At 61.9% G+C, this 20,900-nt stretch carries 20 protein-coding genes and 1 pseudogene; 2 read left to right on the top strand and 19 right to left on the bottom strand.

Annotated elements, in window-relative coordinates; genetic code table 11:
* Window positions 1-38: 38 nt before the first annotated feature.
* The 6 genes from XH85_RS04915 to XH85_RS04890 are packed head-to-tail and all read right to left on the bottom strand — an operon-like array spanning window position 39 to window position 6,795.
* Window positions 39-1,871: a dipeptide ABC transporter ATP-binding protein gene (locus tag XH85_RS04915; protein WP_245473885.1), complete on the bottom strand. Its 1,833-nt coding sequence runs from the start codon at window positions 1,869-1,871 to the stop codon at window positions 39-41.
* Window positions 1,868-2,788 carry an ABC transporter permease gene (locus tag XH85_RS04910; RefSeq protein WP_128930989.1) on the bottom strand — a complete coding sequence of 307 codons (921 nt, stop codon included), beginning with the start codon at window positions 2,786-2,788 and terminating at the stop codon, window positions 1,868-1,870. Before XH85_RS04910 ends, XH85_RS04915 begins: the two co-directional genes overlap by 4 nt.
* On the bottom strand, window positions 2,782-3,768 hold the full coding sequence (locus XH85_RS04905; RefSeq protein ID WP_128937098.1) for an ABC transporter permease: 987 nt from the start codon (window positions 3,766-3,768) through the stop codon (window positions 2,782-2,784). Before XH85_RS04905 ends, XH85_RS04910 begins: the two co-directional genes overlap by 7 nt.
* Window positions 3,769-3,811: 43 nt before the next feature.
* Window positions 3,812-5,365 (bottom strand): ABC transporter substrate-binding protein, encoded by a 1,554-nt coding sequence (locus XH85_RS04900; RefSeq protein ID WP_128930988.1) that lies wholly within the window; start codon window positions 5,363-5,365, stop codon window positions 3,812-3,814.
* Window positions 5,366-5,423: 58 nt separating this feature from the next.
* Window positions 5,424-5,609: a hypothetical protein gene (locus tag XH85_RS04895; RefSeq protein ID WP_036046003.1), complete on the bottom strand. Its 186-nt coding sequence runs from the start codon at window positions 5,607-5,609 to the stop codon at window positions 5,424-5,426.
* Window positions 5,610-5,628: 19 nt separating this feature from the next.
* A complete protein-coding gene (locus XH85_RS04890) occupies window positions 5,629-6,795 on the bottom strand; it encodes a mandelate racemase/muconate lactonizing enzyme family protein (protein ID WP_050992058.1) in 1,167 nt (388 codons plus the stop codon).
* A 131-nt stretch (window positions 6,796-6,926) separates the two neighbouring features.
* Between XH85_RS04890 and XH85_RS04885 the strand changes: the two genes are divergently transcribed.
* A complete protein-coding gene (locus XH85_RS04885; protein WP_128930987.1) occupies window positions 6,927-7,631 on the top strand; it encodes a GntR family transcriptional regulator in 705 nt (234 codons plus the stop codon).
* A gap of 504 nt (window positions 7,632-8,135) precedes the next feature.
* Window positions 8,136-9,053, top strand: coding sequence for a LysR family transcriptional regulator (locus XH85_RS04880; protein ID WP_128930986.1), 918 nt, complete (start codon window positions 8,136-8,138; stop codon window positions 9,051-9,053).
* On the opposite strand, the gene XH85_RS04875 is transcribed toward XH85_RS04880, so the two are convergent.
* The 13 genes and pseudogenes from XH85_RS04875 to tnpC form a co-directional block, all read right to left on the bottom strand.
* On the bottom strand, window positions 9,017-9,274 hold the full coding sequence (locus XH85_RS04875) for a DUF2274 domain-containing protein (RefSeq protein ID WP_091878502.1): 258 nt from the start codon (window positions 9,272-9,274) through the stop codon (window positions 9,017-9,019). The genes XH85_RS04880 and XH85_RS04875 overlap by 37 nt on opposite strands.
* Complete coding sequence (locus XH85_RS04870) at window positions 9,271-10,473, bottom strand: TraB/TrbI/VirB10 family type IV secretion system protein (protein ID WP_128930985.1); 1,203 nt, start codon at window positions 10,471-10,473, stop codon at window positions 9,271-9,273. The genes XH85_RS04875 and XH85_RS04870 overlap by 4 nt, the downstream gene beginning before the upstream one ends.
* A complete protein-coding gene (gene trbG / locus XH85_RS04865) occupies window positions 10,464-11,543 on the bottom strand; it encodes a P-type conjugative transfer protein TrbG (protein ID WP_128937097.1) in 1,080 nt (359 codons plus the stop codon). The genes XH85_RS04870 and trbG overlap by 10 nt, the downstream gene beginning before the upstream one ends.
* On the bottom strand, window positions 11,540-12,229 hold the full coding sequence (gene trbF, locus XH85_RS04860) for a conjugal transfer protein TrbF (RefSeq protein WP_128930984.1): 690 nt from the start codon (window positions 12,227-12,229) through the stop codon (window positions 11,540-11,542). The genes trbG and trbF overlap by 4 nt, the downstream gene beginning before the upstream one ends.
* Before the next feature lie 3 nt (window positions 12,230-12,232).
* Window positions 12,233-13,585 (bottom strand): P-type conjugative transfer protein TrbL, encoded by a 1,353-nt coding sequence (gene trbL, locus XH85_RS04855; protein WP_128930983.1) that lies wholly within the window; start codon window positions 13,583-13,585, stop codon window positions 12,233-12,235.
* Window positions 13,582-13,902, bottom strand: a complete 321-nt coding sequence (gene trbK-alt / locus XH85_RS04850; protein WP_128930982.1) for a putative entry exclusion protein TrbK-alt — start codon at window positions 13,900-13,902, stop codon at window positions 13,582-13,584. Before trbK-alt ends, trbL begins: the two co-directional genes overlap by 4 nt.
* A 10-nt stretch (window positions 13,903-13,912) precedes the next feature.
* On the bottom strand, window positions 13,913-14,671 hold the full coding sequence (trbJ, locus tag XH85_RS04845) for a P-type conjugative transfer protein TrbJ (RefSeq protein ID WP_128930981.1): 759 nt from the start codon (window positions 14,669-14,671) through the stop codon (window positions 13,913-13,915).
* Window positions 14,668-17,106 (bottom strand): conjugal transfer protein TrbE, encoded by a 2,439-nt coding sequence (gene trbE / locus XH85_RS04840; RefSeq protein ID WP_128930980.1) that lies wholly within the window; start codon window positions 17,104-17,106, stop codon window positions 14,668-14,670. The genes trbJ and trbE overlap by 4 nt, the downstream gene beginning before the upstream one ends.
* 7 nt (window positions 17,107-17,113) lie before the next feature.
* The gene (locus tag XH85_RS04835) at window positions 17,114-17,389 is read right to left on the bottom strand and encodes a VirB3 family type IV secretion system protein (RefSeq protein ID WP_164940699.1); all 276 of its coding nucleotides are present in this window, start codon (window positions 17,387-17,389) and stop codon (window positions 17,114-17,116) included.
* Window positions 17,389-17,730 carry a TrbC/VirB2 family type IV secretion system protein gene (locus XH85_RS04830; protein ID WP_128930978.1) on the bottom strand — a complete coding sequence of 114 codons (342 nt, stop codon included), beginning with the start codon at window positions 17,728-17,730 and terminating at the stop codon, window positions 17,389-17,391. The genes XH85_RS04835 and XH85_RS04830 overlap by 1 nt, the downstream gene beginning before the upstream one ends.
* Window positions 17,727-18,677, bottom strand: coding sequence for a P-type conjugative transfer ATPase TrbB (gene trbB / locus XH85_RS04825; RefSeq protein WP_164940698.1), 951 nt, complete (start codon window positions 18,675-18,677; stop codon window positions 17,727-17,729). Before trbB ends, XH85_RS04830 begins: the two co-directional genes overlap by 4 nt.
* A gap of 237 nt (window positions 18,678-18,914) precedes the next feature.
* Window positions 18,915-19,265, bottom strand: a complete 351-nt coding sequence (locus tag XH85_RS47785; RefSeq protein WP_164940697.1) for an acyltransferase family protein — start codon at window positions 19,263-19,265, stop codon at window positions 18,915-18,917.
* Between the two features lies 1 nt (window position 19,266).
* Window positions 19,267-20,857: pseudogene (tnpC, locus tag XH85_RS04815) on the bottom strand (IS66 family transposase).
* Window positions 20,858-20,900 lie beyond the last annotated feature (43 nt).

The following is a 20,900-nucleotide window of genomic DNA, read 5'->3' as shown; positions in this document are numbered from 1 at the left end:
ATAGGAGCGCCATTGGATGGCCGCGCAATCCTGCAAAGTCATTGATGGTGCGGGTCTATTTCTGTCAGATGGCAAGCAGCCAATTCATCGCGTCCGCGTGCCGCGAGCGGCGGATCATCAATGGCGCACTTATCGAGCGCGAACGGGCAGCGTGGTCTAAAACTGCAGCCTGCTGGGATGTGGATTGGGTTGGGCGGCTCACCTTCCAGGAGGTAGGTCTCAGCCTTGAAAGGACGTTCCTCAACCGCCGGTACCGCGCTCAAGAGCGCACGGGTATAGGGGTGTCTCGGCTCGATGAAAGTGGTCCGATTGTCAGCCAGTTCCACCACGCGCCCCAGATACATCACGGCGATGCGATTGCAGGCTCGCCGCACCATCCCAAGATCGTGTGAGATGTAGATGTAGGTAATTCCGCGTTGGTCCTGAAGCCGCTGAAAAAGGGCGAGCAGCTTGCGCTGCTCGACCTGGTCGAGCGCCGATAGCGTCTCATCAAGAATGAGCAACTCGGGATCGAGAACGAGGGCCCGGGCGATACTCACACGTTGACGCTGCCCGGCGCTCAATCCGACCGGAAGTTTGCCGAACAGGTCGAGAGACAGTCCGACTTCCTGCATGGTCGCCGCAACCCGATCGCGGATCTCGGAACGCGACAACCCTCCATGGACGTAGAGAGGTTCGGCGATGGTTCGCCCGATCGAAAGATGAGGCGGAATGGAGCTAAACGGATCTTGCAGGAGAAGCTGGAATTTCCTTCGGAGCGCCAATAGGCGCTTGGCCTTCATAGACGCGATATCTTCGCCCATGAACAAGATCTGCCCTGAATCCGGGACCTCCAGGCGGCTCAGGAGACGCGAAAGCGTTGACTTCCCGCACCCCGATTCGCCGACGATCGCCAAATTGTCACCTCGTCGAACGTCGAACGAAGCGTCCCGCACCGCGTGCACGAACTGGTTTGCAAACAGCTTGTTTCTATCCCTCGCGGGATAAATCCGGCTGACGTTTCGCACCGACAGAATGACATCATTTGCGGCAGGTGACACCTCATCTGCAACGGCTTCAGTCGAGCTCTGCCATATGCGGGGGATGTCCGCTATCAACTGCTTTGTATAGGCATGTTGCGGAGCCGCGAGCAATTGCTGAACGCTTTGCGTCTCGACGACGCGGCCGCCTGCGAGAACAAGAACCCGGTGCGCGATTTCGTTGATGACCCCGAAAGAAGATGAAACGAACAGAATCGCCGTCTTGAAATCCCGCTGCAACTCGCGCAGGAGCCGAAGGATTTGAGCAGCGACGGTAACGTCAAGAGGTTGCGTAATGTTGTCGGCGACCAGAAGGTCCGGGTTCGTCACGAGCGCATCCACGATCAGGGCGCGTTGCATCATTCCGCCGCTGAACTGGAACGGAAACTCCTCAAATCGCTGTTTCGCGCCGGGCATTTTTACGGCATCGAGCAGGCGTATGACACGTCCCTCTGCCTCGCCGTTGGAGATATCAGGCTCGATGGATTTGAGTTTTTCGACGATTTGCCGGCCAACCGGAAGGGTTGGATCGAGAGCACTGGCGGGATCGGAGCCTATGTAGGCAATCTTGCGCCCACGGAGCGCCTGCATTTTTGCCCGGGGTAGTCTCAGAAGATCGTTGCCGCGATAACTGATAGCGCCCGATTCGATTTCGAGTGGGCTGGTGACCCACCTGACAAGCGCCCGCGACAGCACCGTCTTTCCCGAGCCGCTCTCGCCGATGATGCCGAGCACTTCGTTTTCATCGACACTCAGATTGACGTCGGTGAGCACGGCGCGCGTTCCGCGCGGCCCGAGATCAAGGGTGACGGTCAGATTGCGGACATCAAGAATGTTGACCGGCGATATCATTCGAATCCCAGCAAGATCTTGTTGCGAGATCGCTCGAGAGCTCCTCCCACGATGTTGATGCAACAGAGTGTGATCGCGAGCAGGAGGCCTGGCACCGTGGTGATCCACCAGGCATTCAAAATGTACTTCGTGCCGTCAGCGATGATGGTGCCGAATGTCGGGGTGGGCGGCTGAATGCCGATCCCGATAAAGCCCAGCACAGCCTCGAAAATCATCATGCGGGCAATGTCCAGGATTGCGACAAAGGCGATCGGAGGCAAGATGTTGGGCGCGATATGAACGAGCAGGACCCGCGCGTCTGAGGCGCCGAGAATCTTTATCGCTCGAACATATTCTTTGCGGCGCTCGGACAGGGTCACACTGCGCGCTACGCGAGAATACGCCGGCCAGCCGGCAAGAATCAGAACAAGGATGATGGCCAGCGGAGTGGGACGTGAAACGCCGAGAACTGTGATCGCCAGAATGATCGCGGGAATCGACATCTGCGCGTCTGTGATCCGCATCAAGAGCAAGCCGGCCCATCCGCCGAAATAGCCTGAGATCATGCCAATGGCTGAGCCAAGGATGAACATTCCCGCAACGCTCGTGATGCCGATCAGCAGGGCATTCCGAAGACCGATGAGGGAGCGGGTAAACAGATCACGGCCGAGTTGATCGGTGCCAAACAGATAAGGCCAGCTCGAATGATCCAGCAGTGCCGGTGGCAGGAATTTCTTGCTGACATTGAATTGGGTCGGCGACAGATTGAGAATGTAGGGTCCCAGGACAGAAAGGATGATCAGCAGGCAAAACAGGGCAAATCCAATCCTGAACTCAGTTGTTCGCCATGCCTGCACGAAGATGCTGGCCGCGATGCCGCGACCTCGTGTTGCCGCAGGGCTGTCGGTCCTGGCCGAAAGTTCCGTCGATGCTAGTATTGGAGCCTCCTGTCGATCGCCATCGCTGCAAAGTCGACGAGAATATTGAGCATCACCAAGGTCGCACAGGCGAGGATCGCGATGGCCTGGATAACTGGGAAATCCCGTTGGAAGACCGCGTTGATCATCAAAAGGCCAACGCCGGGATAGTTGAAGACGTATTCGACGACGAACAGACCACCAAGCAAAACCCCAATGGCCTGTATCCCGAGTACATTGAGGACGGGGATGCTCGAATTGCGCAGCACGTGCGCGACAATCATTCGGCTGCGCGAGAGACCGCGAATCTCACCCTGCGACACGTATGGCTCGACAAGATTTCCGCTCACCGAGACCGAGACGGACCGAATGAGGGTCGGAGCAAGTTCGATCGCGAGAACAATGGCGGGCAAGATTGCGTAGCTCGGCCCCTGATAGCCGATCGCCGGCAGCCATCCGGCCTTGGCGGAGACGAGAAAGATGAGAACGAGGGCCAACCATACATTGGGGAGTGAGACCAGGACGGAAGCCAAATGCAGTGCAAGCCGATCCGGCCATCGTCCTGATCTCAAGCCCGCGGCTATGCCGATCGGGAGCGCGATTGCCAAGGCAAACAGGAATGCAAGGCCAGCAAGGAGCAGGCTGAAGGGTAGACTGGTTGTGATGAGGCCCAAAACGGATGCACGGTTGGCGGCATCGAAAGTCGAGCCGCCTCGCGAGCCGCCAGTGCTGCCGCCTTGTGCGCTTCTGACGAAAGAGCTCCCGAAATCCCCCGTCAGGATTTGCGCGACATAGCGGCCGAATTGAACCGGGATTGGATCCCTCAGGCCCATATCTTTGGCGGTCTGCTCTGCGACAGATACTGACGCCATTGGCCCCAGCATTATACGCACAGGGTCGCCGGGAACGACGCGCAGCAGCGTAAAGATGAGCATCGTCACGAGGACGACCAATACCAACCCTTGTGCAAGGCGCCGAGCGAAGAAGTCGAGCGCAAACAGCATGTCGGCTCCTGGCCTCCCAAAGACTTTTGCTGCGGCCCCTTTAGCTCAGGTCCGCCTTGCTCAGGTCAATCGGCCCGTTGGGGAAATAGTATGCCCCCGTCAGATTCCTGGCTGCGGCATGGAAGGTCACGGCGGAAAAGAGCGACAAGCTCGGAACCTTGTTTGCGAGAGTGGGAAACGTCTCATTCTTGAAAATGCTGCGGCGCTCTTCCGGGTTTGTAGCGGCGCGTTCCTTGTCTAGCACCGCGTCAATTTCCCGGTCGTTGATCCCGGTGATCAGCGCGGCGCTTGAATGCCAGTTCGGTCGAAGCACGAGATCCGGCTCCGGCGATCCGGTCATCCAGCCGACGTCGCACATGTGGCCCTGGCCCTGGCCGTCAGCGCGGCGATAGATCGCCTGCTCCCACGCGGCCGGTTCAAGAACAGTCAGGCGAACATCAAGCCCCTGTTCTGCGAGCATCGCTGTGATCAGCTCGCCATACTCTTTCGTCTTCGGATAGAACCCGATCGAGGTGATATATTCGAGTTGCGGCAGCCCCCTTCCCTTGGGAAACCCTGCCTCGGCGAGAAGCTTCTGGCAGGCATCCGGATCGAACTTGGGATAATCAGGAATGTCCGTGAAGCCGAACTTGGTCGGCGAAATATAGCAGTTAGACGGTGTGGCCGCCTCGCCCATCAGCGACAGGATTTGATCGCGGTCGATGGCGTGGCAAACTGCGCGGCGAATGCGTGCGTCGTTGAAGGGAGGCTTGTTGCACCGGAAGTGCAAATATTTGTTTTCGGTCGTCAGCGCCCTGTGGGTGGTGACTTTCGGGTTGCTTGACAACGAGGCGTATTGCTCGGGCTCCAGCCGTTCGGCAATGTGATATTCGCCGTTCAACAGGCCCAGCGCGCGCGTGTTGGCGTCCGGAACGTAGGCATAGACGATCCGATCGATCTTGGGACGTCCGCCGTAGAATTCATCATTCGCTTCGAGGCTGTTTCTGTCTCCCTGCGTGCCCGCATATTTGAAGGCGTTCGTGCCGTTCGGGCGCTTTTGGAGGAGCGCGGGATCGGCAATATCCTTTGCCGACAGGATTGGAAGGAAGCTCGAAATGAACCAGAAGGCAGACGCGGGGTAGCCGTGTTTTTCGGTCTTCAACCGGACCGTCAGTTTGTCGACGACCTCGACATCAACGCGGCCCGGATAGAGGGCGGATGCCGGGCGCGCCGGATTGGAGGCATACTCCATGGTCGCCTTAACATCTTCAGCACCGAACTCCTTGCCATCGTGGAATTTGACGCCGTCCCGAAGCTTGAACTCCAGGGTGTGCGCATCAATCAGCTTCCAACTGGTGGCGAGGTCCGGGGTCAGCTCTTCAGACTTACCCTCCCGCATTTCGCAGCGTGTCAGATGATTGAATACGAACTTTTCGAACTTCAACTGCCCCAGGGTCGTGTGAGAGGTCGGATCCCAATTGCCGGTGACCGGGCCCATCGACGCCAGCACGAGGGTTTTACTTTGCGCCGCCTTCGCTGGGAGCGGTTTGAGACCCGCTCCGCTAGCCACGGCAACTGCTCCGGCTCCTGCAAGCAACTCTCTCCGTGTTACCATTTCGGGTCCCCTCTTCTTGGGTTAGACGCGCAAACAGCGCGCTTGATGAGCGCTCTCTTCACATAAATTGGTCCAGGACCGCGCTTTCCAGCGCGATGCTGATCTGCTTCATCTCGCCCGCGAGCTGATCAGGCAGGCCTGCGCGAACCTTCGTGCCTTCACGAAGAGCGCAATTGCGCGCAGCAGCGCGGCTAGGTGATGGTCCGCCGACGACGCTGTTGAGACGAATGTAACTATGGCCCATGTCACAACGCCTCCGTCCTTCAGGCAACGCGGTAGCGGTTGATCACGCCTGGATCAGGGTCGAGGCCAAGCCCCGGCCCCGTCGGCACGGCAACCTTTCCATTGACCGGAAGCGTAGCACCGCCGTAGATCTCGGCCTCGAAGTCGCAATAGAGCCGCTCGAGCATCGGGACTGATCGCTGCGCCGCATTGAGGTGTATGGTCGCGACCTGGCCGGGGCCGAAGATTGCACAATGCGGCACGAATTCGATTGATTCAGCCTGACAAAGCGATGCGATCTTCACGAGCTCGGAAATACCGCCAGCTTTCGCGACATCAGGCTGCGCAATGTCGATGGCCCCTGCGGCGATCATCGCAACAAAATCATGCAGGCTGCCGGCATTTTCGCCGGCGGCGATGTGGTGCCGCCCGGTTGAACGAATGCGGGCCAGCCCAGCATAGTTCTCTGGTGGCCAGACCGGCTCCTCCAGCCAGTACAGATTGAGAGGCTCGAGAAGCCGATCGTATTTGAGCGCCTCCGCCACCGGCCATGGGCAATTGGTATCCAGCATGACGGCGGCCTGCGCCCCTGCGGCTTCGACGGCGGCGTGGATTTCGTCCTCGGTGATCTCGTGCAACTTGATGTAACGATATCCGCGCTCAATTGCCTGCCGGGTGGCCCTGACGACATCGGCGCAATTGCCGTAGCGCATCAGACTGGCATAGACCTCGACTTCGCTGGCGAATGCACCGCCTAGCAATGCGGTGAGCGGCAGTCCGGAGATCTTGCCGAGGATGTCCCACAGGGCGATGTCGACCGCCGAGACGCCATAGATGATAGGGCCCACGCGGCCAAAATTCTGGAGCCGGAATTCCACATCATACTTGATCTTGCCGATTTCCAGGGCGCTCCGGCCGATCACGAGCGGTAACACGCGCGTCTCGATCATCGCCTTGAGCGACTTGTCCTCGCACCGCGAGAAGGCTTCGCCCCACCCCACGATGCCCTGTTCGGTTTCCAGTCTCACCAACAGCGTGTCGAACTGCAGTTTCGGCGCTCCGCCGAAGCTCCAAGGCGGCACTCCGCCGGATTCGAACGGAATCGATACCAGGATCGCATCCGCCTTTACGATCTTGTGAGAGGCGGCTGACGACGAAAGGCGCTGCAGACCGGCGAAGCTAACGCCCTTGGTTTCGGAAATGCGCAAGCACGGCCCCGCTCAACTGCTGATTGTCGACAATTAACAAACAACACGAATTCTCTGGTGTCAATGGCGAATGTTCGCCAATATCCGCCGTGACTCAGAACGAACATTCCGCAAACGCGGTTGGAGGAAGAATGGCTGCTAAGATCATCTCGGGATTAGTCGAGAAGCGGAGTTTGGACCGTGCGGCTGCCGACGTTATCCGCCAGACGATCACCAGTGGCGGCCTCGCGCCGGGAAAGCGCCTGACAGAAACCGAACTGTCCACGGAGCTCAACGTGTCGCGGGGTACGATAAGGGCGGCGTTGCAGCGGCTGATGAGCGAGGGCCTGGTGAAGCAGAAGCCTTACTCGGGCTGGGAAGTCGCGAGCTTGACATCCAAGGATGCATGGGAGCTCTACACACTTCGATCCAGCCTCGAGGGCCTGGCCGCACAGCTCGCTGCCGCCAACCCGAATCGGAGGCAACCGATCGAGGCGGCTTACGACGACATGAAGGCCGCCGCAAAAAGCCGCAACCAGAAGCGGATTAACGATAGTGATCTCGCGCTTCACAAGACGATCGTTGTCCTTTCGGGACACAACCGCCTCGCCGATCATTACGGCTTAGTCGAACATCAGGTTTGCATGTACATGGCCTCTTCAAACGCAATCCTTGAACGGCCCGACATGGTCATCGCGAACCACGAGAAAATGGTCAACGCGCTGCTCAGGGGCGATGCGGCCGCCTCCGAACGTTACGCACGCGAGCACAACAAGACCTCAGGCGAGCTTCTGGTTCGGCACCTTCAGGAGACGGAAGCCAAACAGACCAACAAAGTGGCTTCGCGCAAGCTCTAGGGAGGGAAGGCATTGCAGTCAGCGACCGCAAAATTCGCGCAGCCGGCTGGGCCGGATCATTTGGCGACATTCGCCGCAGGATCGAGGCCCTCCGGTTAGTATCGCTTATCAACCCAGTCCCCATGCCGAACGTTGCCGGAACGATCGACCGGGCGATAAACGGGCCCTTGCTGATCGGCCCAAGATCTGCCGAGGGTACGAATGAAAGCCGCGGATCGCGTCCTTCAGCCACCTGCTCACTGTGCTGTTTGATTGTCCTCTGACCCAACGACGCAAAAACGGAAGAGAGAGAGAGAGAGAGAGAGAGAGAGAGAGAGAGAGAGAGAGAACCGAATTCATCAGACGGTGAGTAGCCTGTAGTTGTCTTTTTCCATCACGCATCCTAACGTTTGAAATAACCTCGGTGTTGAAATACGTATTCCGGCCGAAGTCGTAGGAGCTGACGCAACACAATGGAGGGGCAAGAAAACACTTGGTCCCACAACTCACCATAGGGCTTCGAGCGTGGCTGTGGAATTTCGAGATCTACGCTGGGCGATCGCTGCGTCCCAGCATCGAAGCATCCGTCAAGCGGCAGAGACGCTTAGAATCAAGCAGTCGACGCTCAGTCGCTGCCTACGAAGTCTCGAACACACGTTGGGCAGCAAACTATTCGAGCGCACCAACGGAGGCACGCGACCAACGATGGAAGGTCGAGAATTTCTCGAGGATGCCCGGCGCATCGTAGGCGAATCTGAAGCAATGGCCGCTCGCCTCAAGACCCGCTCGCGTCGCGAGAGCGGTCGGTTGACCATCGGGATCCATACCTCCCTGTCAGCCGGCAATCTCCGAGCCACTCTCCTCGAGCACAGGCACCGCTTTCCCGATGTCGATAGACAGTTTGTCGACGGAGCGAGCGAGCATCTGATTTCGGACCTCGCCAGCTCAGCCATCGATGTCGCTGTCGTAGCAGATCCCAATCCGAATTGGAGCGGCAAGTCATTGGTGCTCTGGAGCGAACGTGTTGTTGCTGCCCTCCCTGCGAAACATCCTTTGGCAAGTCATGACGTAGTTCACTGGGGCGAACTGCGGCGCGAACAGCTTTTGATGTCACAGCGTGGCCCCGGACCGGAACTCCTCAAGCTTCTCATCAGCAAATTAGGATCTTCCGATCCTTGCAAGCCGCTTCGCCATGACGTGGGGCTCGACAGGCTTCTCTCCCTGGTGGGCATGGACTTCGGTATTCTCCTCGCCCTGGAAAGTGCGACTGGCGCTACTTATCCCGGTGTCACCTTTCGGGAGGTACATGATGCCGAGGGGCCGACGCGGCTGAGCTTCCGCGTCTATTGGCGGCAGTCCAACGGCAATCCATTAGTACGTCCGTTTCTCGACTTGATTCGTGAACGCTATCCAGATCTTTCCGCCGACCCGGGCGAGAGTTGAGCAGCACTTCGCCGGGCCTTCGCAAAGGCGCGGTCGGTCGCCATGAAGCGCTCGATCATCGGCGCGATCAATTTGGCAGGCTCGGTCGGCGTCGTCGCACTTCCGCTACGCGTCAGAATCTCGGCGTAGCTTTTGAGATCCCTGAAAACCGCCGCCGGCAGCTCGATCGTGAGCTTGACCGGTTTATCGTCTTCGAGTGGTCCAAGCTTGAGCTTCGTCATCGCGCACCTTTTTGTCCGTAGGGAGCCAGCACCAAATCGCGCGTGACGATGACGCGGACCGGAAAACCTGGCCGGATGGTCAGCGTCGGCTGGATGTTGAGCTGGCGCTGCACGATTTGCTGGCCGGTCTGGCTAATGCTGTTGGACGCACCGCTACGGATTGCTTGGACAAGGTTGTTCTCATTCTGGCTCGTTCCCGCCTCGGCTCCGACGCTCAGCATGGTCGAGAGGACGGCGGCCTTGAACAGCATGCCCCAATGATTGTCGACTTCGTCCTCGAGGCCGGCATAACCACCGGTGTCGGCGCCGGGCTGGCGCTCCAGCACGATCGAGTTGCCGTCCGGCATGATGATGCGAGTCCAGATCAAGAGAATGCGGCTCTGGCCGAACGCCACAGAGCTGTCGTACTGGCCGATCAGCTTGGCGCCTTGGGGCACCAAGAGATATTTGCCAGAAGGAGTGTCGTAGACCGCCTCCGTGATCTGGGCGGTGACCTGCCCTGGCAGATCGGAGCGGATGCCCGTGATGAGCGCAGCCGGGATCACGGTGCCGGCTTGCACGACGTAAGGTGAGGCCTTGGCCTCGAGCCGGTCCGGACTGACCGTGCGCTTGTCCGTCGCAGCAGTGAGAAAGGCCATCTTGCGGTCCTGCATGTTCTGGGCGGATCCGGCATCGACGGGCGGTGTAGCCGCCGCGGTCGTCGCGGTCCCGGCGGGAGCATTTGGGATGAGTTGACCGGTGCTCTGCGGTTGCTGAGCAGTTTGGGCGAAGAGGCGGCTGACCCGCGCCGCCTCGATTTCCTGAGATCTGTGCTGCGTCTCCGGGTCTGACGTCGCTGCCATGGTGTTCGGTGCGGCGCCGGCGTTGAGGATCGGCTTGCCGAGATCGCCGGGCAGTGGAGGCCCGAGCGGCGGCGCCTGACGCGGCAGACCGGTGTAGTCCTTCGGCAACCCGGCGAGGCCCTCGGCCGAAGGCCCGTTCTGGGTGCTGAGCAACTCCTGGCCGGTCTGTGGCTTGTTGCCGGTCTGGAGGGCATAGCCAAGCGCGCCGGCGACTGCGAGGGCCGACACTGCGCCGACGCCGATCAGGACCTTGCGCGAGAGCCGTGTGACGCGGGGCCGCTCGCCTCGGAGCCGAAGGTCTGGCGGCGCGACAAGCGGGATGCCGCTCTGATGTTCGTTTTCGCCATCTATCGCCATGCGCGCGGCCTTCCGTCGGTGCGGACAATGCGCACGCGCCGCTCGCTATCCTTGTCGCCGAGACGCAATTCGGCGGCGGCGAACAGGCGGTCGACGATGTAGTAGTTGCGGTTGACGCGGTAGTTCACCAGTTCGGAGCCACCGGCCGGACCAATGACGAACAGCGGCGGCATTTCGCCCTGAACGATGCCACTCGGAAACTCGATGTAGACTTTGTTCCCGTCGTCAAAGGCGCGCAGCGGACGCCAGGCCGGATCATCGCCTTCGATCGCGTAACGGAAGTTGATCGAGGCGAGATCGACGCTGGCTGCGATGGGCGCTGCGGTTTCAGCAGCCGCATTCTGCCGCCGAAGCGCAATGAGTTGGTCCTCGGGATACTGCCAGGAGACCGAGGCCATGTAGGTCTTCTCGGTCGAGCGCAGCTCGAGCAGGTAGGTCCGCCGATCGGTGTTGACGACGAGATTGGTGACCAGTTCCGGCCGCGTCGGCTTGACTAGGATGTGGATCTTCCTGGTCGCGCCCGCCCCGCTCTCGGTATCGCCGATGATCCAACGCACGGTGTCACCAGCGGCAACCGGACCGGAGCCGACGAGTTGCTCGCCCTCCTGCAGGGCCACATCGGTGATCTGGCCGGGCGCCGTATAGACCTGGTAGAGGGCTCCGCCGGAAAACGGATAGACCTGTACCGCGTTGATGAATCCGTTGCGGACCGGTTGCACCCGTGCCGCAGCGTTGGCCTGCTTGACGCGAACCTTCGGATCAGTGGCTTCGGGGACCCGTTTGCCGGCGGCGAGCGGTTTTAACTGCCCAGGCAGCGGCAGGGGTTTTGGCAATTCTACGATCTTGACCGGCGGCGGCGGATCAGTGGTGAGCGCTGCCGGCTCAGCGCTATCGTAATTAATGTCGGGCGGGATGAAACTGTGTGCGCAGCCGCCAAGGGCAGAGACGGACATCAGTAAAGCCGCAAAGGCGGGTTTACGGAGAGACGTATCGCCGACTCTCCGGTTTTGCAGAACGATGAAGAAACGCGAAGCCGGACCGCCGGCTTTCGAGAAAATCGGCGGGGTCATTGTCCCAGCTCCTTTGACCAGTTGATGGCGTTGACGTAGATGCCGAGTGGATTCTTGCGCAGCCGATCGGCGTCGGTGGGCGGCTGAATCGCGATGGTGAGGATCGCTGTCCAACGTGTGGTGCCGGCGAGCGCCCCGTCTTGATAGCGATGCTCAACCCAGGCCACGCGAAAACTGTCGGGCGAGGCACGGATAACACTGGAGACGTCGATGGCGACCTGCTGCTTGCCGAGATTGACGAAGGGGTCATTGGCGCGGGCGTAGTCGTTCAGCGCCGCCGCGCCCGCCGTGGTCGTGAAATCATAGGCCTGCAGCCAGTTGTGCCGCACGATGATCGGGTCGGCCGGAAGTGAGCGAACGATCTGGATGAAATGGGCGAGATACCAGGCAATCTGCGGGTCGTTCGGCCTGTAGTCGGCGACGGCGGGCGCCACGGCTTGCGCCTCGCCGAGCTTGTCGACCTGCACCACCCAGGGCACGACGGTGCCATGCGTGGATTGCCAGACGAGCCCCCCGGCGAGGCCGGAAGCGAGGATCAACGAACCGAAAGCCATCAGCCGCCAGTTCCTGGCCTGCACGCGGGCGGAGCCGATGCGTTCGTCCCAAACTTGCGCAGCGCGCTGATAGGGCGTTTCGGGTTCGGGTGTACGGCCGTAGCGCACCGACGATCGCCGAAAGACTGACATCAATTATTCTCCTCCCGAGAGGTCGACGGAGTGACCGCCACCGTGGCTGTCGCCTGATTTGAGGGCTTGCGCGGCCGTCTGCGCGCCGTGAATGACGGCCTGATTGCGCTTGACGCGCCGGGCCCAGGCGGGCGGGCTCGCTGCTTGAGACGCGGCCCCATCATTTGCGGCCTCGCCACTCCCGATGGTTCCCATGGTCGAGGTGCCACCCGTGTTGACGACGCCGGCACGGGCACCGGAGGCGAAGCTCTCCCTCATTGCCCCCGCCGCTTGCGAAGCGGCGCGTCTGACGGGAACTGTCCCGTGACTAGCCGCCGCACGACCTGCGCCACTGAGACCGGCCGCGACGCCGCCGGCGCCAGACCTGCCGACCGATGCGAGGCTGAAGGCCGTGGACATGCCGCCGGCCATCGCCGCACCACCACGTGCGGCGGCCGCAGCACCGGAGCTCGCTGCCATCGCTCCCCTTCCGGCCAAACCGAACGCCGCGCCGCCGACCATCGCCGTACCGGCGACGGCGAGACCGGTGCCGACGGCAGCGCCCGCGCCAAGCTGCGGCGCCCCCGAGACAAGACCGCTGGCGATGCCGGGACCGAAGATGCCGAGGCCGAGCATGGCGAGCGCTGCCAGCACGACTGAGAGCGCCTGCTCGATGGTCGGCTGGCCGCCGGCATAGGCTGTGGTGAATTGAGAGAAGAGCCCAGTGCCGATGCCGACGATCACGGCGAGCACCATGACCTTCACGCCGGAGGCAACGACGTTACCCAGCACCTTCTCCGCGAGAAAGGCGGTCTTGTTGAAGAGCGCAAAGGGAATGAGGATGAAGCCGGCAAGCGTCGTCAGCTTAAACTCGATCAGCGTGACGAACAGCTGCACAGCCAGAATGAAAAAGGCGATCAGCACCAAGAGCCAGGACACCATCAGCACGGCAATCTGGACGAAGTTCGCAAAGAAGCTGGTGAAGCCCATCATCTGGCTTGCTGCGTCCAGCAGGGGCTGCCCAGCGTCGAGCCCAACCTGTGCGAGCCTGCCGGGACGAAGGAAATCCGCGGTCGAGATCGACGAGCCGCCGGCCTTCAGGCCGAGGCCTGCGAAGCTATTGAAGATGATGGATGAGAGCTTGGTGAAGTTGGTGATGATGAAGGCGAAGAAGCCGATGTAGAGGGTCTTCTTCACCAGCCGTTGGAGGATGTCCTCATCTGCGCCCCAGGCCCAGAACAGGCCAGCGAGCGTGATGTCGATGACGATCAATGTCGACGACAGATACGTGACTTCGCCCTTGATCAGGCCGAAACCCGAATCAATGTAGGTCGTGAACGTATTGAGGAAGGTGTCGATAACGCCGACGTTGTTCACGACCTCCCTCCCTGCGGAGCGCTCGTCATCGGCAGTGTGGCCGGCGCGGCCTGCGGCAGAAGTGGCCGCGCCGGCCTGCCGAAGAAGCGCGCGCGGTTCTCCTTCCAAACCGCCTGGCAGTGCGGATCTTCGGCATCCTGGGGTCCAAGCTCAGCGCAGCGGAGCAGCTCGGCCGAAAGGTCATCGGGAGCGGAGACAGAGGGGACGTCGGATACCGGCCGCTCGGCCGGACGCCGATGGATGACATGCAGCGCTGCGAGGAAAATCACAAACACGATGATCATCGCGCCTGCGCGAAGGATGTCCGGGCGCTCCATGACCGGGGCCTCAGTTGCCGCTGAACATGGTGACGTTGCCGGGCCGATAGCCGCTGCGCGTCGAGAAGATCTTGTATTGTTGCTGCCCTTGCGATTCGGTCGCCGTCACGCGCGCCTGCTCCAGCGCGTCCGCCCTCCCCTTTGCGGCAAGAACCGCGACAAGATCGGAAAGTTGCTGGGAGTGCAGAGCAAGAAGCTGGTTGCCGGCCTGAGCAGCCTGCAGGGCGCCGCTTGCGGACTGGCTGGCGGTGACCAACGAGCTCATTGCGCTGGAGTTGGTCGAGATATTGCCGACGACGCCGGCCTGCACCTTCAGCGAGTCTTCGAAAGCGCCCACCGAGGTCTGCCAACGACTTTGAGCCGCGGCAAACATTGTCGCATTGGAGCCAGTGGCCGCCGCTGTGCCGTAGGTGCTGGAGTACGCGGTCTGGATCCGTTCAACGTTGAAGGCGATATTCTGGGCCTGGCTCAGCAGCGACTGGGTCCGTGCGACCTGTGCCTGGAGCTGGGTCAGCGTCGACAACGGCAGGTTGGCCAGGTTCTTTCCCTGGTTCACCAGGCTTTGGGCCTGGTTGTTCAGCATCTGGATCTGATTGTTGATCTGCTGCAGCTCGCGCGCCGCGGTCAGCACGTTCTGGCTGAAGTTGGAGGGGTCGTAGACGATCCACTGCGCGGAGGCCGGCGCCGTCACAAGCGGCGAGATCGACAAGGTGAGCGAGAGAGCGGTCGCAGCAGCCAAGCCAGCGCGCCGCACGTCATGAGTCGTCATGATTGCACCTCCAGGTTTGTCAGGTCAGGGATGAGATCGGCGGCCCAGAGCAGCTCGTGATCCGCGAGCCAGGCGGCCGTGAAGTCGTCGCGGCCGTGCTCGGCGAGCAGCCGTTCGATGGCGGCATGGTCGGCCTTGGAAGACGCAGCGCAGAAGGCGAGCGCGACCGGCCCGAGGCCGAGTTCAAAGAGCCGATTGCCGCGGCGGGACTGGCAGTAGTAGTCCCGCTTCGGCGTCGCCCGCGCGATGATCTCGATCTGGCGATCGTTTAGGCCAAACCGCTGATAGATGGCGGTGATCTGCGGTTCGATCGCGCGCTCGTTCGGCAGAAAGATGCGCGTCGGGCAGCTCTCGATGATTGCGGGTGCGATATTGCTGCCGTCGATGTCGGAGAGCGACTGGGTGGCAAAGACGACGGACGCATTCTTCTTCCGTAGCGTCTTCAGCCATTCCCTGAGCTGTTGCGCAAAGGCCGGATCGTCCAGGACAAGCCACCCCTCGTCGATGATGAGGAGGGTCGGCCGGCCGTCGAGCCGTCCCTCGATGCGATGGAACAGGTAGGTAAGGACGGCAGGCGCAGCACCGGCGCCAATCAAGCCCTCGGTCTCGAACGCCTGCACCGAGGCAAAACCGAGCTGCTCGGCCTCCGCGTCGAGCAGGCGGCCGGAGGAGCCGCCGACGCAATAAGGTTGCAGCGCCTGCTTGAGCGCGGTCGATTGCAGGAGAACCGTGAGGCCGGTGATCGTGCGCTCCTCGATCGGCGAGGACGCCAGCGAGGTCAACGCCGACCAGACGTGCTCCTTCACGGTCGGATCGATGGTGACGCCCTCCTTGGCGAGGATCGCGGTCACCCATTCGGCCGCCCAGGCGCGCTCCGCCGCATCGCCGATGCTTGCGAGCGGTTGAAGCGAGACTGAATCCTCGGCGCTGTTCGACAGGCTGCCGCCGAGGTCGTGCCAGTCGCCACCCATGGCAAGCGCCGCCGTGCGGATCGAGCCGCCGAAATCAAAGGCGAAGATCTGGCTCTTCCGGTAGCGGCGGAACTGGATCGCCATCAGCGCCAGCAACACGGACTTGCCGGCGCCGGTCGGGCCAACGATCAGGGTGTGGCCGACATCGCCGACATGCAGCGAAAAGCGGAACGGCGTCGAGCCCTCGGTCTTGCCGAAGAAGAGCGGGGAGCTGCGGAAGTGCTCATCGCGGTCCGGCCCGGCCCAGACCGCCGACAGCGGAATCAGGTGGGCCAGGTTCAAGGTCGAGAGTGGAGGCTGGCGGACGTTGGCGTAGGCGTGCCCCGGCAGAGAGCCGAGCCACGCTTCGAGCGCGTTCACCCCCTCCACCATGCAGGTGAAGTCGCGCCCCTGGATCACCTTCTCGACGAGGCGCAGCTTCTCAGCGGCGAGACCTCGGTCCTCGTCCCAGACGGTGACGGTCGCGGTGACATAGGCTTGACTGACATCGTCCGTGCCCAGTTCCTGCAAGGCGAGATCGGCATCAGCGGCCTTGTTCGCCGCATCGCTATCGACCAGCGTCGAGGCCTCGTTGGTCATCACCTCCTTGACGATGGCGGCGATCGACTTTCGCTTGGCAAACCACTGACGACGGATCCTGGTCAGCAGTTTTACCGCCTCGGTCTTGTCGAGCAGGATCGCGCGGGTCGACCAGCGGTAGGGGAAGGCAAGCCGGTTCAACTCGTCGAGAATTCCGGGATGGGTCGCGGTCGGAAAGCCGACCACGGTGAGCGTGCAAAGATGGTGGCTGCCGAGGCGCGGCTCGAGGCCGCCGGCGAGCGGCTCGTCCGCGAGCAATGCGTCGAGATGCATCGGCGTCTCGGGAACACGGACGCGCTGTTGCCGGGTGGAAATGGTCGAATGCAGGTAGGTCAGCGTCTCGCTGTCATCCAGCCATGCCACCTCGGGCATGAACCCTTCGACCAGTTGCAGGACGCGGTTGGTGCGATCGACGAAGCCGCGCAGCAGCTCGTGAGGATCGACGCCGTTTTGGGCGCGGCCCTCGTAGAGCCAGCCCTCGATGCGAGAAGCGTCCTCGGCCGGCGGTAGCCAGACGAAGGTCAGGAAATAGCGGCTCTCGAAATGCGCGCCTGCCTCCTCGAACGCGTCCCGTCGCTCCAGGTCGACCAGCGCTGACGCGGCATCTGGAAAGGTGTTGTGCGGATAGGTCTGGGCGGCGATACGCTGGGCCTCGACGAAGATCGCCCAGCCTGAGCCGAGACGGCGGAGCGCGTTATTGAGGCGGGCCGTCACGCCTACGAGCTCGGCAGGCGTTGCGCTGTCGAGGTCCGGGCCACGGAAGCGCACGGTGCGCTGGAACGCCCCGTCCTTGTTGAGGACGACGCCTTTCTCGACCAAGGCGGCCCAGGGCAGAAAGTCGGCGAGACTATGCGCCCGGCTGCGGTATTCGGCGAGATTCAGCATGGAAACCTCACGCGCCGAGATAGGAGGGATAGCGGAGGTGACGTCGCACGACGTCCACGAACTGCGGATCACGCTTAGCCGCCCACACCGCTGCAGCATGGCCCACGGCCCAAATCAGAGCTCCGGGAATCCAGAGGTGGAGGCCGAGCGCGATCGCGGCCGCCAACGTGCCGTTGGCGATGGCAACCGTGCGGGGCGCGCCGCCCATCAGGATCGGATCGATGAGCGCACGATGGACCGGCGCGAAGAAGCCCGGCACCTCCGGATCGACGATGCCGGCCATCACACCAAGGCTCCGCCGGAGAAGCTGAAGAAGGTCAGGAAGAAGCTCGAGGCGGCAAAGGCGATCGAAAGGCCGAAAACGATCTGGATCAGCCGGCGGAAGCCGCCGGACGTGTCGCCGAAGGCGAGCGTCAGGCCGGTCACGGTGATGATGATGACCGACATGATCTTGGCGACCGGCCCTTGCACCGACTCCAGGATCTGATTGAGCGGCGTTTCCCACGGCATCGAGGAGCCGGAGGCGTAGGCTGCAGGCGCGAAAGCGACGGAGATGAAGGCAATCGCTGCGAGCCCGGTGAAGCGGATTCGCACGCGACGGATCACGGGAGAGAACTGGATCATGATGGGTCCTTGGCAAGCGAGGATTGGCCGCCCGCCTCGGCCGACTGGACGCGGTAATCGCCGGTGGCGGGATCGATGCCGGCGACGAGGGCGAGTTCGGCGAGGCGGCGTTCGCTGCCGCGGCCGCGCAGCACTGCGACGAGATCGATGGTCTCGGCGATCAGCGCCTTGGGAACGGTGAGGACGGCTTCCTGGATGAGCTGCTCGAGCCGACGAAGCGCACCCAGAGCCGTGCCGGCGTGAATCGTTCCGATCCCACCGGGGTGGCCCGTGCCCCAGGCTTTGAGGAGCTCCAAGGCTTCGCTGCCCCGCACCTCCCCAACCGGAATCCGGTCGGGGCGCAGCCGCAGGGAGGAGCGAACGAGGTCGGACAGCGACGCGACGCCATCCTTGGTGCGTAGCGCGACCAGATTCGGGGCGCGGCATTGCAGCTCACGCGTATCCTCGATGAGGACCACGCGATCGGCGGTGCCGGCGATCTCGGCCAGCAGTGCGTTCGTCAGCGTGGTCTTGCCGGTCGAGGTGCCGCCGGCGACCAGGATGTTCTTGCGGGCGGCCACTGCGTCGCGGAGCACGCCCGCCTGGTCGGCCGTCATGATGCCGGCCGCTGCGTAGTCATCCAGGGTGAAGACAGCAACCGCAGGCTTGCGGATCGCGAAGGCAGGCGCCGCCACGACGGGCGGCAGAAGCCCCTCGAACCTCTCCCCCGTTTCGGGAAGCTCGGCCGAGACGCGCGGCTTCTCGGCATGCACCTCCGCGCCGACATGGTGCGCGACCAGGCGCACGATCCGCTCGCCGTCGGCGGCGGACATCGTTCGTCCGCTATCCTCCAGGCCGCCGGACAGCCGGTCGATCCAGAGCCGACCGTCGGGGTTGAGCATCACTTCGACGATTGCGGGGTCTTCGAGGAATGTCGCGATCGCGGGACCAAGCGCGGTGCGCAGCATACGCGCGCCACGCGAGAACGCTTCCGAATGGAGTAGAGTGCCCGCCACGATCGTCCCCCTAAGACCAATCGCGCTAAACGATTGGCGACGGGGATGGATAGAAAAGGCAGGAAACGGGTTAGTTCAACAAGTATTCAGCCGTCGTAGGGAGCCTGCGTAGAGCAGAGAAAAAATACTTGCTATATCGAATAGGTGCTGATCGAACTCTGACCTCTGAAATAGCTTGCTCAATTAGAGCTAGCCACGCAGCTGCCGCCTTGCAGTTCCGTCGCCATATTGCGCCGCGCGATCGGAAAGTGCTCTCCCCATTGCTCGCGCCGGGGTTTCGACGAAGCGAAATGACAGATCTGCAACTAATACGCTTGCCGAAACAGCTGCGCCGATTGCTAGGACGTCAGATGGAACTCCGACGTCTCGAATGAGGCGGAAGATCGGAAAGTGTACAAGATAGATCGAGTAAGATCGACTGCCTATAAACCGAAGGGCAGCCGCCGCATTCGAATTTGAGATTAAGTCTCGATTTGCCGAGCAAAGCGTTACGGTTAAGCCCGCGGCTAATACGGTGAGCCGTAAGCGCTTAGCCGTCACCCTATTGATGCGGGCTTGACGCTTTGCGGAATCGCCACGGCATGAGGTCTTCGATCCTGCTGTGGGGATGGCCGTCGATGATCGCCTCGAGTGTTTCGGCGATGTAGGCAGCAGGGTTTACGTCGTTGAGTTTGCAGGTGGCGACGATCGAGGCGAGCAAAGCCCAGTTTTCCGCCCCGATTTCATGTCCGGCGAAGAGCGCGTTTTTCCTGGTCAAGCAGATCGGCCGGATGGCGTTCTCGACCGGGTTGGTGTCGAGCTCGAGACGCCCGTCTTCGAGGAAGCGGGTCAGCCCCTGCCAATGATTGAGCGCATAGCGGATATCCTCGGCGAGCGTCGAACCGCTGGAGATCATCGACAGCTGTTTCTCGAACCAGGACTTCAACGCGGCGACCATAGGCAGCGAGTGCTCCTTGCGCGCGGCCAGCCGGATGTCCGGCGATGCGCCGCGCACCATGGCTTCGATGGCGTAAAGCTGGGCGATGTGCCGAATGGCGGCCTCGGCGATCGGCGACTTGCTGTTGCGGGCCAATTTCACAAAGCGCCGGCGCAAATGGCTCCAGCAATGCACGAGACGCCCAAGGCCCTTGCGGTCGAACGACTTCGGTCAGCCGGTCATATCCGTCATAGGCATCGCATTGCAGGAAGCTTCCGCCAAAGCCGTCCAGGAACTGCTCCGCGAAGGCGCCGCTGCGACCGGGGGCATATCGGAACAACACGATCGGTGGACTTGGACCGCTGTGGCCACGGTCGTCTGACGCGATCCCCCAGAAGTAGCCTTTCTTCGTTTGACCTCGCCCCGGATCAAGCACCGGTGCCGTGGTCTCGTCCATGAACAGGCGATCCGCCATGGCCAGGTGGCGGCGCATGTGGTCCGCGATGGGCTGAAGATGGAAGCAGGCGCGGCCGGACCAGTTGCCCAGAGTCGCCCGATCAAGCCGAATGCCTTGACGCGCATAGATCTCGGCCTGACGATAAAACGGCGTGTGGTCGCCAAACTTGGAGACGATCACATGAGCGATAGCCGCTTCGGTCGGCAGCCCGCCGGGCACGACGTGTTCCGGTGCGTGCGCCTGCGCGACAGGGCCCGAGCAGCGGCGACAGATGTATTTCGGGCGGCGTGTGACCAGCACGCGTCATTGCGCCGGGATCACGTCGACTCGCTTGCTGACGTCTTCGCCGATCTTCGTCATGACGCCGCAACCGCACGGACAGAGCGTGCTCGCAGGCTCGATGATCCGTTCCACTCGCGGCAAATGGGCAGGCAGACAGCCGCGATTGCGATGGGAGCCTCGATCCGGATCGCTGCGCGATCGACCCTGGATGACCTTCTCGGCTCTTTCCTGCGCCGCGTCCAGAATGCCTTGCGCGATCTCCACGTCTTCGAGCGGCAAATGGTACTGATCTGGTCGTAGCTTCTCGGATTTCGAGCCGAACTTGTCGCGTCGCAATTCGCCGAGAATGACCTCCAGCCGACGCCGCGCTTCCTCCGATGCTGCCAGTGCCCCCTGATGCTCGCTCAAGGCCGCCTGCGTTTGCGCCAGAAGCGCCTTTAGGCGTTCGTTTTCGTCGCGCAGTGTCGCGATGCTCATGCGCTATTTCGAGCACATCGCCGCCGCCCGTGCCACGATCAAA

The organism is Bradyrhizobium zhanjiangense (genome assembly GCF_004114935.1).
Classification (GTDB): Bacteria; Pseudomonadota; Alphaproteobacteria; order Rhizobiales; family Xanthobacteraceae; genus Bradyrhizobium; species Bradyrhizobium zhanjiangense.
This window is presented reverse-complemented; position numbering and strand designations above follow the sequence as displayed.